13 protein-coding genes and 1 pseudogene are annotated in these 13,398 nt (G+C 52.7%); 9 read left to right on the top strand and 5 right to left on the bottom strand.

Annotation, left to right across the window (positions count from 1 at the left end; all coding sequences use genetic code 11):
- Window positions 1–32: 32 nt before the first annotated feature.
- From ACWAU0_RS10710 to ACWAU0_RS10685, 6 genes are read left to right on the top strand one after another with little or no spacing between them, the layout of a single operon-like run.
- A complete protein-coding gene (locus ACWAU0_RS10710; protein ID WP_415879116.1) occupies window positions 33–410 on the top strand; it encodes a 4a-hydroxytetrahydrobiopterin dehydratase in 378 nt (125 codons plus the stop codon).
- 9 nt (window positions 411–419) lie between these two features.
- Window positions 420–1,679 carry a formylmethanofuran dehydrogenase subunit B gene (locus tag ACWAU0_RS10705; protein WP_415879117.1) on the top strand — a complete coding sequence of 420 codons (1,260 nt, stop codon included), beginning with the start codon at window positions 420–422 and terminating at the stop codon, window positions 1,677–1,679.
- Window positions 1,680–1,689: 10 nt separating this feature from the next.
- Window positions 1,690–3,354, top strand: a complete 1,665-nt coding sequence (locus ACWAU0_RS10700; protein WP_458139110.1) for a formylmethanofuran dehydrogenase subunit A — start codon at window positions 1,690–1,692, stop codon at window positions 3,352–3,354.
- A complete protein-coding gene (gene fhcD, locus ACWAU0_RS10695; RefSeq protein ID WP_192393120.1) occupies window positions 3,351–4,247 on the top strand; it encodes a formylmethanofuran--tetrahydromethanopterin N-formyltransferase in 897 nt (298 codons plus the stop codon). Before ACWAU0_RS10700 ends, fhcD begins: the two co-directional genes overlap by 4 nt.
- Window positions 4,244–5,056, top strand: a complete 813-nt coding sequence (locus tag ACWAU0_RS10690) for a formylmethanofuran dehydrogenase subunit C (protein ID WP_033159151.1) — start codon at window positions 4,244–4,246, stop codon at window positions 5,054–5,056. Before fhcD ends, ACWAU0_RS10690 begins: the two co-directional genes overlap by 4 nt.
- Window positions 5,057–5,059: 3 nt before the next feature.
- Window positions 5,060–5,953, top strand: coding sequence for a radical SAM protein (locus tag ACWAU0_RS10685; protein ID WP_458139109.1), 894 nt, complete (start codon window positions 5,060–5,062; stop codon window positions 5,951–5,953).
- On the opposite strand, the gene ACWAU0_RS10680 is transcribed toward ACWAU0_RS10685, so the two are convergent.
- The 3 genes from ACWAU0_RS10680 to ACWAU0_RS10670 form a co-directional block, all read right to left on the bottom strand.
- Window positions 5,950–6,204, bottom strand: a complete 255-nt coding sequence (locus tag ACWAU0_RS10680) for a hypothetical protein (RefSeq protein WP_171697552.1) — start codon at window positions 6,202–6,204, stop codon at window positions 5,950–5,952. The two genes, ACWAU0_RS10685 and ACWAU0_RS10680, sit on opposite strands and share 4 nt — an antisense overlap.
- Before the next feature lie 112 nt (window positions 6,205–6,316).
- The gene (locus ACWAU0_RS10675; protein WP_458139108.1) at window positions 6,317–7,240 is read right to left on the bottom strand and encodes an Aq_1264-related membrane protein; all 924 of its coding nucleotides are present in this window, start codon (window positions 7,238–7,240) and stop codon (window positions 6,317–6,319) included.
- A gap of 136 nt (window positions 7,241–7,376) precedes the next feature.
- Entirely contained in the window at window positions 7,377–7,580 is a 204-nt protein-coding gene (locus tag ACWAU0_RS10670) for a cold-shock protein (protein WP_020483379.1), read from the bottom strand.
- Window positions 7,581–7,872: 292 nt separating this feature from the next.
- On the opposite strand from ACWAU0_RS10670, the gene clpB reads away from it, so the two are divergent.
- From clpB to ACWAU0_RS10655, 3 genes and pseudogenes are all read left to right on the top strand, one after another.
- Window positions 7,873–10,446 (top strand): ATP-dependent chaperone ClpB, encoded by a 2,574-nt coding sequence (gene clpB / locus ACWAU0_RS10665; protein WP_033159148.1) that lies wholly within the window; start codon window positions 7,873–7,875, stop codon window positions 10,444–10,446.
- A 355-nt stretch (window positions 10,447–10,801) separates the two neighbouring features.
- Complete coding sequence (locus tag ACWAU0_RS10660) at window positions 10,802–10,924, top strand: hypothetical protein (protein ID WP_458139107.1); 123 nt, start codon at window positions 10,802–10,804, stop codon at window positions 10,922–10,924.
- A 12-nt stretch (window positions 10,925–10,936) separates the two neighbouring features.
- Window positions 10,937–11,698 (top strand): annotated as a pseudogene (locus tag ACWAU0_RS10655) (choice-of-anchor A family protein); the annotation flags it as partial.
- Between the two features lie 108 nt (window positions 11,699–11,806).
- Here the strand turns inward: ACWAU0_RS10655 and ACWAU0_RS10650 are convergent.
- Both ACWAU0_RS10650 and ACWAU0_RS10645 read right to left on the bottom strand, forming a co-directional pair.
- Complete coding sequence (locus ACWAU0_RS10650; RefSeq protein WP_415879123.1) at window positions 11,807–12,202, bottom strand: ankyrin repeat domain-containing protein; 396 nt, start codon at window positions 12,200–12,202, stop codon at window positions 11,807–11,809.
- A 114-nt stretch (window positions 12,203–12,316) separates the two neighbouring features.
- Window positions 12,317–13,333: a Gfo/Idh/MocA family protein gene (locus tag ACWAU0_RS10645; RefSeq protein ID WP_458139106.1), complete on the bottom strand. Its 1,017-nt coding sequence runs from the start codon at window positions 13,331–13,333 to the stop codon at window positions 12,317–12,319.
- Window positions 13,334–13,398 lie beyond the last annotated feature (65 nt).

The following is a 13,398-nucleotide window of genomic DNA, read 5'->3' as shown; positions in this document are numbered from 1 at the left end:
ATGCCGAGTCACTTCAATCCGGGGGGTAAACGATGTCGCACGATACTGCCAAGGTCTATAGCGAGACCGAAATCGCCGAACGTTTAGCACAGGAACTGCCGCACTGGTATTACGAAAACGGCTGGATCCGCCGCAAAATCAAAACCAGCGGCTGGAAAGCGACTTTAATGGTGGCCAACACCGTCGGCCACTTGGCGGAAAAAGCCTGGCATCACCCGGATTTAACCGTTTCGTACGCATTTGTGATCGTCAAGTTGGTCACGCATTCGGCAAAAGGCATCACCGATAAAGATTTTCTGTTAGCCCAAAAAATTGAGGACGTGTTGATGTGGGATGCGGCAGAAACTTCCGCCGGCATCCTGGAAGGCACGCCCGACGATCCACGATTCAAATATATTAAAAAAGATTGAGGACTTTCCATGACTGAAATAACCGAGGTACCCAGCCCTTTTTGCGGCATGGGTACCGACGACCTGAGCATACAGGTGGACGGCACAACCTTGAAAGTGACCGCAAACGGTTGCTCGGTTAATACACCGGCATTCGAACAAGCCATAGCGGACACCGTGCCGCGCATTGCCGGGCAGGCAGCGAGTTTGGAAGCGGCGACCACTAAAGCTGCGGAATTGCTACGAAACACCCATCAACCTGTGATCGGCGGCTGCGCCACCGACGTCAACGGCATGCGCGCATTGCTGGCTTTAGCCGACAAAAGCGGCGCGGTGGTCGATAACCTCAATTTTAATAACGCACGCCGCAATTTACTGGCTTTGCAGGACTCCGGCTGGATGAATACCACGTTAGCCGAACTGAAAAACCGTTGCGATTTATTGCTGGTGGTCGGCACCGATCTGGAGGCCTTTGCCCCGCGTTTTTTCGAGAAGTATGTGTGGAATGAGGAAGCCATGTTCCTCGACAACACGGCCAACCGGGAAATTATTTATCTGGGCAAAGCCCCCTCCGGAAACGCCTCGACATCGCCGTCCGGCCAAAAAGCCACCGTTCTAAATTGCGCGGACGCCGATTTACCAGAAGTAACACCCGCATTGTCGGCCCTGGTTAAAGGCCACTTGTTACACGCACAAAGTGTCGCCGGCATCGCCATTAGCGAACTACAGCTTATCGCCGACAAACTGAAGGCCGCACAGTATGGTGTCATTCTATGGGGTGCGGCGGCATTGGCATTCGATCAAGCTGAGCTAACCGTGCAAACGCTGTGCAATATCGTTAAAGACCTTAACCAAGCCGGCACCCGCTGCTCCGGTTTTCCGTTGGGCGGCAAGGAAGGCGACCAAACCGCCAACCAAGTCTGCGGCTGGACTACCGGCTACCCCGCGCGCGTCAATTTTGCCCGTGGCTACCCAGAGTACGATCCTTATCTTTACGACAGCCAAACACTGCTAAGTAACGGCGAAGCCGATGCCTTGCTGTGGGTTCAGGCGTTTAACAGCAGTGCACTGCCCCCAAAAACCCACTTACCGACTATCGTCATCGCCCGCTCCGGCATGAAGTTTGAGAAAGAACCGGATGTGTTTATTCCCGTGGGCACCCCCGGCATCGACCACTCCGGCCACGCTTACCGCCTGGACAATGTGGTGGCGATCCGCCTGAAAAAATTGCGCGACTCCGGCCTGCCCAGTACCGCCGAAGTCCTGACCGCTATCGAACAAGCACTTTAGGATCAAACACATGTTGATAAAACTTACAGGTGGAACCGTTTACGATCCGGCCAGCGGCATCGACGGACAACAGCAAGACATTTACGTGCAGGACGGCCGCATTATCGATGCGCCTAAAGACGGCAGACCGGTTGACAAAGAATACGACTTGCGCGGCAAAGTGGTGATGTCGGGCGCCATCGACATGCACACCCACATCGGCGGCGGCAAAGGCAATATCGCCCGCACCCTGTTGCCGGAAGATCATCGCCAGGACCCAGTACACCGCACATCGATTACCCGTTCCGGTAACGGCCACGCGATGCCCAGCACCTATGTTGCGGGCTATCGCTATGCGGAAATGGGCTACACCGCCTGCTTCGAACCGGCGGTTTTGCCGATCAACGCTCGCCAAGCACATATGGAAATGGGCGACACACCGATAGTCGACAAGGGCGGCTACGTGATGCTGGGCAGCGATGACTTTTTGCTGCGCATGATGACCGCCAACAAAGATCAAAAAGCCATCAATGATTACGTGGCCTGGACGCTGAACGCCGCCAAAGGCATCGGCATTAAGGTGGTCAATGCCGGCGGCATCAATGCGTTTAAATTCAACCAGCGCAAACTGGATTTGGACGAGAAGAACAGCCATTACGACGTCACGCCCCGTCAAATCTTGCAAACCTTAGCTAAAGCGGTGCAAGAACTCGGCATCACTCATCCTTTACATGTGCATGGCTGCAATTTAGGCGTACCGGGCAATCTGGAAACCACCTTAAATACCATCGAAGGTATCGACGGCTTGCCGATGCACTTGACGCATATTCAGTTCCATAGCTACGGTAAAGAAGGCGATTTCAAATTCTCCTCCGGTGCCGCGCAGATCGCCGAGGCAATCAATAGCAATCCGAACATCACCGCCGACGTCGGCCAAATCCTGTTCGGCCAAACTGTCACCGCGTCCGGCGACAACATGCGCCAGCATGCTAACCACCGCTTCGCCAGCCCGAATAAATGGGTGTGCATGGACATCGAATGCGACGCCGGCTGTGGCGTGGTGCCGTTTAAATACAAAGACCAAAACTTCGTCAATGCCTTACAGTGGGCCATCGGTTTAGAAATATTCCTGTTGGTCGAAGACCCTTGGCGAATCTTCCTGACCACCGACCACCCCAACGGCGCGCCGTTCACCAGCTATCCGCATCTGATCCGCCTATTGATGGACCGCAGCTTCCGGAACGACATGCTGGCGACCATCCATCCGGAAGCGCAAAAAATGACCACGCTAGCCTCGATCGAGCGCGAATACACGTTAAACGAAATCGCCATCATGACCCGCGCCGGCGCAGCCCGCATCATCGGCCTGAAAGACCGTGGCGCTTTGAGTGCAGGCAACTTCGCAGACATCACTGTCTACACCGAAAACGCTGACCGCCAGACTATGTTCACCAAACCCGATTACGTGTTCAAGGACGGCGAACTGGTCGTCAAAGACGGCGAAGTGGTGAAAGTTACCTGGGGCACGACCCACATCGTCAAACCGGACTACGATCTATCCATCGAAAAAGACCTCAAACCTTATTTCGACAAATACCTGACCATGAAACTCGGCAACTTTAAAATCAGCGACGACGAAATTAGCGAAGACGGGCGCGGCAGCTTGACGGCGCATCCGTTGCGAGGTGCAGCATGATCATTAATGGCGTAACCATAGACAAAACCTTCGCCGAAGCCTTTCCGATGAAGGCGACGCGGGCCATCATCACCGCGCAAAACGAAAAATGGGCGATGATTTCCGCGCAAGCGATGACCGGCTTCGCGACCTCTGTAATTGCTTGCGGCTGCGAGGCGGGCATCGAACGAGTGTTGAGCCCGAACGAAACGCCCGACGGACGGCCCGGCGTCGCCATCATGATTTACGCGATGGGCGGCAAAGGTCTGGCCAAACAATTAGAAACCCGCGCCGGCCAATGCGTATTGACCTCGCCAACCTCGGCACTATTTGCCGGCATCGAAGGCGGCAAGCCAATTCCGTTGGGTAAAAACCTGCGTTACTTCGGCGATGGCTTTCAAATTGCAAAAAAGATCGGCGGCAAGCGCTACTGGCGCGTACCAGTCATGGACGGCGAGTTTCTTACAGAAGCCACCACCGGCATGGTGGATGCGGTAGGCGGCGGCAACTTCCTGGTGCTAGCAGAATCGCAACCACAAGCTTTGGCAGCCTGCGAGGCGGCGATCGAGGAAATGCGCAAAATTCCGAATGTGATTATGCCCTTCCCCGGCGGCGTGGTGCGCTCGGGCTCCAAGGTTGGCTCAAAATACGCCTCATTGGGCGCATCAACAAACGATGCTTTTTGCCCGACTTTAAAAGGTGTGACCAAAACCGATTTGTCGCCGGAAATCGAATCGGTGATGGAGATCGTCATCGACGGCTTGAGCAAAGAAGACATCGACAAGGCTATGCGCGTGGGTATTCAAGCGGTTTGCGATCTGGGCGCGGCTAACGGCATCAAGCGTATCAGCGCCGGCAACTACGGCGGCAAATTGGGACCGTTCCACTTTCATTTGCAGGAGATCATGGCATGAGCGCGTTAACCTTTACCCTGAAACAGCCAACCGACCAGCGTATCGACATGTCGCCGCTGGTTTGTCAAAAGCTGCAAGGTTTGGACGTCGATGCGATTGCCGCCATCGAACTACAGAATGGCAAAAGCCGCCGCCGGGTCGACGAGCTGTTCTACATCACCGGCATGAACACCCAAGAAATCATTATCGCCTATAGCAATAACAAGCTGGACTTCATTGGCAAGGAATTGGACGGCGGCAGCATCAGCGTACAAGGCGATACCGGCGCTTATCTGGGCATGCAACTGAAATCTGGCACGATCAACGTCAGTGGCGATGCAGGCCTGTATGCTGCATGTGAAATGAAAAACGGCTTGATTCAAATCGAAGGCGATGCCGGCGATTTTCTGGGCGGGGCCCTACCCGGTAACAAGCAAGGCATGAAAGGCGGTACGGTGTTAGTGAAAGGTAATGTCGGCCAGCGTGCCGGTGACCATATGCGCCGAGGCCAGATTTTGATCGAAGGCAATGCCGGCGATTATTGCGGCTCTCGGATGCTGGCAGGCACTATCGCGGTTATGGGTAACACCGGCCGCTATCTGGGCTATGCGATGCGGCGCGGCACTTTGTTGCTATGGAATCAGCCGCAATTATCAGCGACCTTTAACGACTGCGGCTCCCACACACTGGCCTTCCTGCCCATACTGTTCGCATCGTTCAAATCCTTCAACTCCCGTTTTGCCGACAGTGGTGCGGCGTTTAACCGCGTGCAGCGTTACGGCGGCGATATGGCGGAAACCGGACGCGGCGAAGTGCTAGTCCGAATCTAACTCATGGCCGCGCAAACCCGTTACGGTTTGCGCGGCGCATCTCAAGTGAAACCGATACTCACCACCACAAATCACAACCGTAATGTCGCTGGCCTGAAATATGTTTACCCGGTCATCTCCCGCCGTGCGGGTGGTTTATCGATAGGTGTCAATTTCAATCCGAACAATGCCTGCAACTGGCGCTGTATTTACTGCCAAGTACCGCAGTTACAGCGCGGTAATGCGCCGGAAATGGATTTTGCCTTACTGGAGCAGGAACTGCGCTTCTTTTTAAATTACGTGCAACACGGCGATTTTTTTGAGCAATTTAACGTCGAAATCGATCACCGCGTTATCAAGGATATTGCCATTTCCGGCAACGGCGAACCGACCAGCTTGATAGATTTTGACAAAGCCGTGCATCTGATCGGCAAGATCGCCGCGGAATCCGGCGTATTTCCAGCCAGCAAATTTGTATTGATCAGCAATGGCAGTTTGATACACCAATCGACAGTACAAGCGGGCTTGGCGGAATTGAGCAGACACAACGGCGAATTATGGTTCAAGCTGGATAGCGCGACCGAACAGGGCCGCAAGTTGATCAACAGCACGGGCCAAAGTCAGCAAAAGTTATTGGAACGTCTAGAAATTGCCGCCAGCCTTTGTCCAACCAAACTACAAACCTGCATGTTGCATTATCGGCAAGCGTGGTCTGACAGCGAAAAACAGGCCTATTTAGGGCTTTTGCAGGAATTACGGTTTGGCCAGATTAAACTGCAAGAAATTATGCTTTACAGCGTGGCCAGGCAATCGTTTCAAATGGAAGCGGACGAACTGGAAAGAATGAGTGTTGAAGAAATGAATGCGTTTGCCGCTGACATCAAAGCGCTGGGCTATGATGTCAGCGTTAGCCATTAGGCCGTCACGTCGAGAAGAGATCCGAGCGTTTTTTCATGAACCTTGATCATTTTGGCACCAGCCGAAGTTTCAAGCTCAGCTTCTTTCAAGCTCAGCACCGGCTTGAATAAGTCAGCCGAACCGACATCTTTTGAACCGCCGACTTCCTGAGCTTGCACCGGCAAATTTGCAATCGTTTGCGCCGCGGTACTGGCTTTCTGCTGAGCATTACTGATCAGACTGGTTGCGCTATTCATTACATTGCTAATCATGGTACACCTCCTGCAAATCCAGATTGCATCATACCGCCCCGGTTATCGGCTTGCCAAGCGCGGAACTTTAACTTCTCAACAGCGTTTTGCATACCTAGTCACACTTACGTAACTATTTGTCTTTCTTGACTATTTTTACGTAGATATCTTTCAGAAATGGCAGGCCTTGGCTCTGAAATTTCGACCAGCCGTAAACACCGACTTGCTTCAGTAACTCAGCTAATTTTTTCGCCGCCGCCTCTCCGCCAACCTGCTTAAACTTGGCTTCTACTACTGTGCTCCACTGCACTCTAGGCTGACCGTCAGCATCCAGAAACACCCTATCAAACAACCACATTTCCGCGACGGACACCGTCCACATAAACGCAAACGACACCGCCATACCGCCGCCCGCCACAATCACCAGCCAGGCAAACATCGGGTTCAGCTTCGTCAACCACCACGACAAAATATCCACCAGCAAAAACATATAGGGCATACCGATCGCAATACATTTGTACTTGATGGTACTGGTTTCCGAAAAACTGAAAATCAAGCCGACAAACATGAAAATAAAACTGATGCCGAACAAGTGAATATGTGACACCCGCGTCAGCGAACTAAAGGTCGCGCCTTCGTCTTCCTTGGTCAATTCCTTCAACACTTTAAAATCGCTCAAATCCGGAACGGGTGCGTCTTTGTTGTGACACATCACACACCGTTCCTGAATGATTTTTTCGATACCATCGTCGATAAAATCGTCCTTGTCGGCACCATCGCGTACCCATTGGATAATGTCAAACCGTTCCTGTTCGGATGCATTCTCCTTCATGGACCCGTTCAGCTTGGTTTCCAGCACGGTTCCCGAACGGTTGCCGTAATAACTGTAAACAATGTCGTCAATCGACAGGCCAAACTTGCCGTCAGCCATACCATGAGTAAACAGAATTTGGATCAAAGCCATCAGATAGCCAACCGCCACGGTAGTCAAATAGCCGGTAAACAGCACTTTGACCGGGGTATCCATTTGTTTTAAAGAAGAAAATTCGCGTGCCATAGTCAGTTACGCCGGTTTGGAAGGGATGGCTGCATTATAGCTTGGTTATATTGTCCTCGACCGAAAAATCCATTTTGTAACAGGCATAAAAAAGGCCCTTGCAAGCAAGAGCCTTTTTACCCGTAACCGTTAACGCTTATCTGGGCAGGACGTTCGCGGCAGTCAAACCTTTAGGACCGGATTCGATATCGAACTGAACCGACTGGCCTGGAGACAAGGTTTTAAAACCTTCGCCCTTAATTACGGAATGATGCACAAACACATCTTCCTTGCCTTCGGAAGGCTCGATAAATCCAAACCCTTTGGTGTTGTTGAACCACTTTACAGTGCCTGTTGCCATTTCTAAAACTCCTACAAAATAAAACTAATGGTTACGCAGACCGACAATATTGACAACCGGACCTGCTGACTAGCAAAGGCCATAATCCCTCAACATCTGTTATCTGAGCGCGAGCATTGTACTTTGAATCATTTATCAAGGCTACCAACGATGTCCATCTCAAGCCACCAATCAGTAGCAATAATTTCACCCGAAAAATAGTGGAATTATCCACCAGCCCTCGCTTGAAAAGCGTTACGTAGCGCCCCATCTCTGCGGCAACACAATTTATATCCCAAATGAGGTACGCAGCATGCGAATGGATAAATTAACCAGTAAATTTCAACAGGCGCTCAGCGACGCGCAAAGCATGGCCCTAGGCAAGGACCACCAGTTCATCGAGCCGGTGCACGTGATGTTGGCGTTGATCGATCAGGAAGGCGGCAGTATCAAACCTTTACTGATGCAAGTTGGCATTCAGGTCAACGCCTTGCGTAATGAGTTAAGCAAGGAGATTGATCGTCTGGCCAGCGTCTCCGGCGCCGGCGGCGATGTGCAGATTTCCAACGAATTGTCGCGGATGTTGAATCTGACCGACAAACTGGCGCAGAAACGTAAAGATGCGTTCATCTCCAGCGAATTATTTTTGCTGGCAGCCCTGGAGGCCAGCGGCTCCTTACAAAAAATCCTCAAGCAAGCAGGCGTCACCGCTTCGGCCGTGGAAAAAGCCATCGAAAACATGCGCGGCGGCCAGAACGTCAACGATGCCAACGCCGAAGATCAACGCCAGGCCTTGAAAAAATACACCATCAACCTGACCGAACGTGCCGAACAAGGCAAGCTGGACCCGGTGATCGGTCGTGACGACGAAATCCGCCGCACCATCCAGGTCTTGCAACGCCGCACCAAAAACAACCCGGTGCTGATCGGCGAGCCGGGCGTCGGCAAAACTGCCATTGTCGAGGGTCTGGCGCAACGTATCGTTAACGGCGAAGTACCGGAAGGTATCAAAGGCAAGCAACTATTGTCGCTGGACATGGCGGCATTAATCGCCGGCGCCAAGTTTCGCGGCGAGTTTGAGGAGCGTCTGAAAGCCGTACTTAATGACGTTGCCAAACAAGAAGGCCAAATCATCTTGTTCATTGATGAGTTGCACACCATGGTCGGCGCCGGCAAGGCCGAAGGCGCGATGGACGCCGGCAACATGCTGAAACCCGCTCTAGCTCGCGGCGAACTGCATTGCGTCGGCGCCACGACGCTGGACGAATATAGGCAATACATCGAAAAAGACGCCGCGTTGGAACGCCGCTTTCAAAAAGTACTGGTCGACGAACCGAGCGTCGAAGACACCATCGCCATCTTGCGCGGCTTGAAAGAACGTTACGAAATCCACCACAGCGTCGACATCACCGACCCGGCCATCGTTGCCGCCGCCATGCTGTCGCACCGCTACATTTCCGATCGGCAATTGCCGGACAAAGCTATCGACTTGATCGACGAAGCCGCCAGCCGGATCCGGATGGAAATGGACTCCAAACCGGAATCGATGGATAAACTCGACAGGCGCTTGATTCAATTGAAAATCGAACGCGAGGCCATGAAAAACGAAAGCGACGCGGCCTCAAAAAAACGCCTGGAAATCCTGCAAGTGGAAATCGCCGACTTGGAAAAAGAATATTCCGATTTGGAAGAAATCTGGAAAGCCGAGAAAGCGGCATTGCAAGGCACTGCAACGATCAAGGAACGCCTGGAACATGCCCGCCTGGAACTGGAAGCGGCCCGCCGCAGCCAGGATTACGCGCGGATGTCCGAGCTGCAATACGGCGACATACCCAAACTGGAGAAAGAACTGGACTTGGCTTCGCAAGCAGAAATGCAGGAAACCACCCTGCTGCGCAGCAAGGTCACGGAAGAAGAAATCGCCGAAGTGGTTTCGAAATGGACCGGCATTCCGGTCTCGAAAATGATGGAAGGTGAGCGCGAAAAATTGCTGCGCATGGAAGAAGAGCTGGGCAAACGGGTAATCGGCCAAACCGAAGCCCTGAAAGCCGTCAGCAACGCGATCCGCCGCTCCCGCGCCGGCCTGTCGGACCCGAACCGCCCCAACGGGTCGTTCCTATTCTTGGGGCCAACAGGAGTCGGTAAGACCGAGCTGTGCAAGGCTTTGGCCGAATTCATGTTCGATACCGAGGAAGCAATGGTGCGCATCGACATGTCGGAGTTCATGGAGAAACATTCCGTGGCCCGTTTGATCGGCGCACCTCCCGGCTATGTCGGTTATGAAGAAGGCGGCTACCTAACTGAGGCCGTGCGCCGGAAACCCTACTCGGTCATCCTGCTTGACGAAATCGAGAAAGCCCATAACGATGTGTTTAACGTATTGCTGCAAGTGCTTGACGACGGCCGTTTGACGGATGGCCAGGGCCGGACTGTGGACTTTAAAAACACGGTGGTGGTGATGACGTCGAACTTGGGTTCCAGCGTGATCCAGGAACTGGCGGGCGAAGACAACTATGTCGAAATGAAAGATGCGGTGATGGAGATTGTAGCTCAGCATTTCCGACCGGAATTCATCAATCGGGTCGATGAAGCAGTGGTCTTCCATCCGCTCGGCCAGGGCCAAATCCGCGCCATCTGTAAAATTCAGATCGAATTGTTGCGCCGTCGTCTCCAGGAAAAAGACATTGGTCTGGAAGTCAGCGAAACCGCACTGGATCTACTCGGCGAAGCCGGTTTCGATCCGGTTTACGGCGCACGGCCTTTGAAACGGGCGATACAACGGCAATTGGAAAATCCGCTGGCTAATGAGATTTTGTCAGGACGCTTCATCCCTGGGGACTCGATCAAAATCGATGTCGCAAATGACGGATTGACATTTAGCCAATAAAAACGGCTTGGAATAAGCTGCCGGATTAGCAGTTTTCTAACCCGGCAGTCACCTGTACCAACGGCCGTATCACCCGAAATTCAAATCAGATAGAATGGACGCCGGAAGTGCATGGTTTATCGCCGCAATCCGGGATAAGCGACTATTAACGGCTCGTCACTTAATATAGGTCTCGAATCGGTAAAAGCCAACTTCCCCGGTCGATCAACGGCGTGGTCAGGTATTTATCGCCACGCTCTTATTTGAACCGTCGGTTTTGCTTAAGACATTTCCGCATGGGAACGGATATTGTCGACACATTATCAATTTAAGGCATCCCGCCATCATACTTATTCAAGGTTAAAGGAAAATGCGTTTGTCACACACTATAGCAACTACCAGTTTATTATTGGCTGCCGCCATCTCTCCAGCCCATGCAGCCTTGGTAGGGCCGGCCAGCGACTACAATATTTTCGTATTCGGCAACTTCATCAGCTAAAATTCCGATACAGAAGGCAACTTAGCTGCCGGCGGCAATATTACATTGGCCAACTATTCGGTGGCCTCGCAAATCAGTGGCAACGCAGCCCGTTTGGTCGTCAACGGCACGCTTACCGCCAACAACGGCGGTGTAGGCAACGGTCAGAACGGCAGCATCTATGCAGGCGGCACCCTGCTAAGCAGCTTTACCGCCAATGGCGGCGTCTTCGCGCAAACATTGGTGGATTTTTCCGGTGCGCAAACCCAATATCAAAATATCTCCAACGCCTGGAACGCTTTGACCGCCAACGGCAGTGTCGGTAACAATTACGGTACGCTGAATCTGACCGGCAACAATAGCGAACTCAATGTGTTTGACATAGACGGCGCCGAACTGACCGCCAGCAATACGATCAACATCAGCGCTCCAAGCAACTCCACCGTGTTGATCAATGTCAGCGGCACCGGCCAGATATTTCAAAACGGCCAAGTCAATCTTAACGGCATAGACGCCACACACGTCATCTACAATTTCTATGACGCAACGTCGTTAACGTTAGCGGGCAGCAAGAACCCTCAGGGCTCGATTCTAGCGCCCTGGGCCAACGTATTTGGCGGTTACGGACAATTGAACGGCCAATTGGTTGCTCAGTCGTTTAACGGCAATATCGAATTCCATAACCAGTTGTTCGCCAGCAATATTGCCGCAGTGCCCGTACCAGCGGCGATTTGGTTGTTTGGCTCAGCCGTAGGTATTTTGGGAATCAACGGCCGAAAAAAACTCGCGCGTTAAGTCTCCGCGTGACTCCCTCTAGCTATTCTGAGGGAGTCGCGCCTTTCCGTTCTTGTTGAAAAATCGTGGCATGCCCATCAATCGCTCAAATCTGAGCGTACATGGCCGCTATTCCTTCGCCCCGGCTCGAAGCAGCATATTCGCAATTTCCCGATGACCTCGGGTTCTCGCAAACTGTAGCGCATTGGCTGTCGGCTTGGCGCCGTTCGCCAATAGCAGTTCCACCATTTCCGTCCGCCCTCTACCGGCCGCCAACCCCAAAGCGGCACTATCGCCAGCGTTGATATCCATTCCCGCATCCAGAAATAATCGCACCGCCGCCATATCGCCCGCTCCAGCGGAGGCCGCGAATTGCTGTTCCGTGTATTCAACACCCATTTGCTGCAAATCTTTCCGGGCTTGTACCACGTCAACGGCGCATACAGAACCCACCTGAAGAACACTCAGCATCACGACGATACGTAAGACATCACACCGAACAATTTTGGATAATATTTCGTTCATCGACAAGCTCCTGAGGCCGCAAACTCATATGAATTAAACGCGAACGAGGCTCAAAGACATGGACTTTTTGCAGAGTTTGACAGCACTCGCTCAGACGTCCTCGCCTTGTTGCCATTAAATTTCGACGACCCGACCTTCCGCCGCCGATTGCAATGCGGCCACTATCGTTCTGCAATTATCCCGGGCATCGGCTAGGGACAACTGCGGCCCCTGACCACTCAACACGCAATTGCTGAAATGTTCAATCTCCAGACGGAAGTGATTGGAAGCCGGCAAGCGCTCTTCGGACTGGCGACCGTCCTCGGTCCACCAAGAAATCACCGGCACATCACCGGGCAATTGCCAAACCACATGACATTTGATACCCCCTTGGGTACCGATGATTTCGTATTCGCAGCGCCGAGCCCGTTCAAAGCTGAAATCGAAATGTGCGAATTTGCCTTCGCCGAAATCCAGCACGCCGCTAGTGGCGATGTCGGCGCCGCTTTCCACGTATTTGGACAACGCCATTACCCGGCAAGGGGATTGCTGAAAAAACATTCGCAGCGAATGAATTGCATAGCAGCCAATATCCCACATCGCACCACCACCATGCGAAACATCGTCGGCTAAACGATACATCCGGGCCGGACGCATCATGAACGAATAGCTGGCACGTACCGATCGAATTTCGCCTATCAGTCCGGAGCCGATCAACTCCAATACACGGGCATGTTGCGGATGGAAACGATACATAAAGCCTTCCATCACGGTCACCCCGTAACGGCGAGCCGCTGTTTCTATCGCATCAATATCGGCAACCGTCAGCGCCATCGGTTTTTCGCATAACACATGCTTGCGATGCTCGATGGCGCGTAAAGTCCATTCAGCGTGTTCATGATTCGCCATTGGCAAATAAATGGCTTGTACGTCATCGTCGTTGAGCAGAGAATCTAAATTGTCGTAACTCTGTATCTCAGGATGGCAGGGGGCATATTTAGCCAACGTTTGCGCCGCAGCCCCGGGACGGCGGCTGGCGATACCAATCAGTTCGGCATTGGATGCTTCGACTATTGCCGGCAATAAGCGTTCGTTGATGCGGGCCGCGCCGAGAATGCCCCAACGCAGTTTGGCTTGGTCTTGGTTATTCATGACAGTACCTTAGACTGATGAGCTGAAAGCTATCAGATTAGCAGCATGTCCACGCGCCGCAAGCA

The organism is Methylomonas sp. Uni0009, from assembly GCF_054188105.3.
The sequence above is the reverse complement of the archived record's forward strand: the minus strand, read 5'-3'. Positions and strand labels throughout refer to the sequence as shown.

Bases quoted from the DNA above. Each gene is read 5' to 3' on its own strand.
- ACWAU0_RS10710 (WP_415879116.1), top strand. From the start codon at position 33: ATGTCGCACGATACTGCCAAGGTCTATAGCGAGACCGAAATCGCCGAA.
- ACWAU0_RS10705 (WP_415879117.1), top strand. From the start codon at position 420: ATGACTGAAATAACCGAGGTACCCAGCCCTTTTTGCGGCATGGGTACC.
- ACWAU0_RS10700 (WP_458139110.1), top strand. From the start codon at position 1,690: ATGTTGATAAAACTTACAGGTGGAACCGTTTACGATCCGGCCAGCGGC.
- fhcD (WP_192393120.1), top strand. From the start codon at position 3,351: ATGATCATTAATGGCGTAACCATAGACAAAACCTTCGCCGAAGCCTTT.
- ACWAU0_RS10690 (WP_033159151.1), top strand. From the start codon at position 4,244: ATGAGCGCGTTAACCTTTACCCTGAAACAGCCAACCGACCAGCGTATC.
- ACWAU0_RS10685 (WP_458139109.1), top strand. From the start codon at position 5,060: ATGGCCGCGCAAACCCGTTACGGTTTGCGCGGCGCATCTCAAGTGAAA.
- ACWAU0_RS10680 (WP_171697552.1), bottom strand. From the start codon at position 6,204: ATGATTAGCAATGTAATGAATAGCGCAACCAGTCTGATCAGTAATGCT.
- ACWAU0_RS10675 (WP_458139108.1), bottom strand. From the start codon at position 7,240: ATGGCACGCGAATTTTCTTCTTTAAAACAAATGGATACCCCGGTCAAA.
- ACWAU0_RS10670 (WP_020483379.1), bottom strand. From the start codon at position 7,580: ATGGCAACAGGCACTGTAAAGTGGTTCAACAACACCAAAGGGTTTGGA.
- clpB (WP_033159148.1), top strand. From the start codon at position 7,873: ATGCGAATGGATAAATTAACCAGTAAATTTCAACAGGCGCTCAGCGAC.
- ACWAU0_RS10650 (WP_415879123.1), bottom strand. From the start codon at position 12,202: ATGAACGAAATATTATCCAAAATTGTTCGGTGTGATGTCTTACGTATC.
- ACWAU0_RS10645 (WP_458139106.1), bottom strand. From the start codon at position 13,333: ATGAATAACCAAGACCAAGCCAAACTGCGTTGGGGCATTCTCGGCGCG.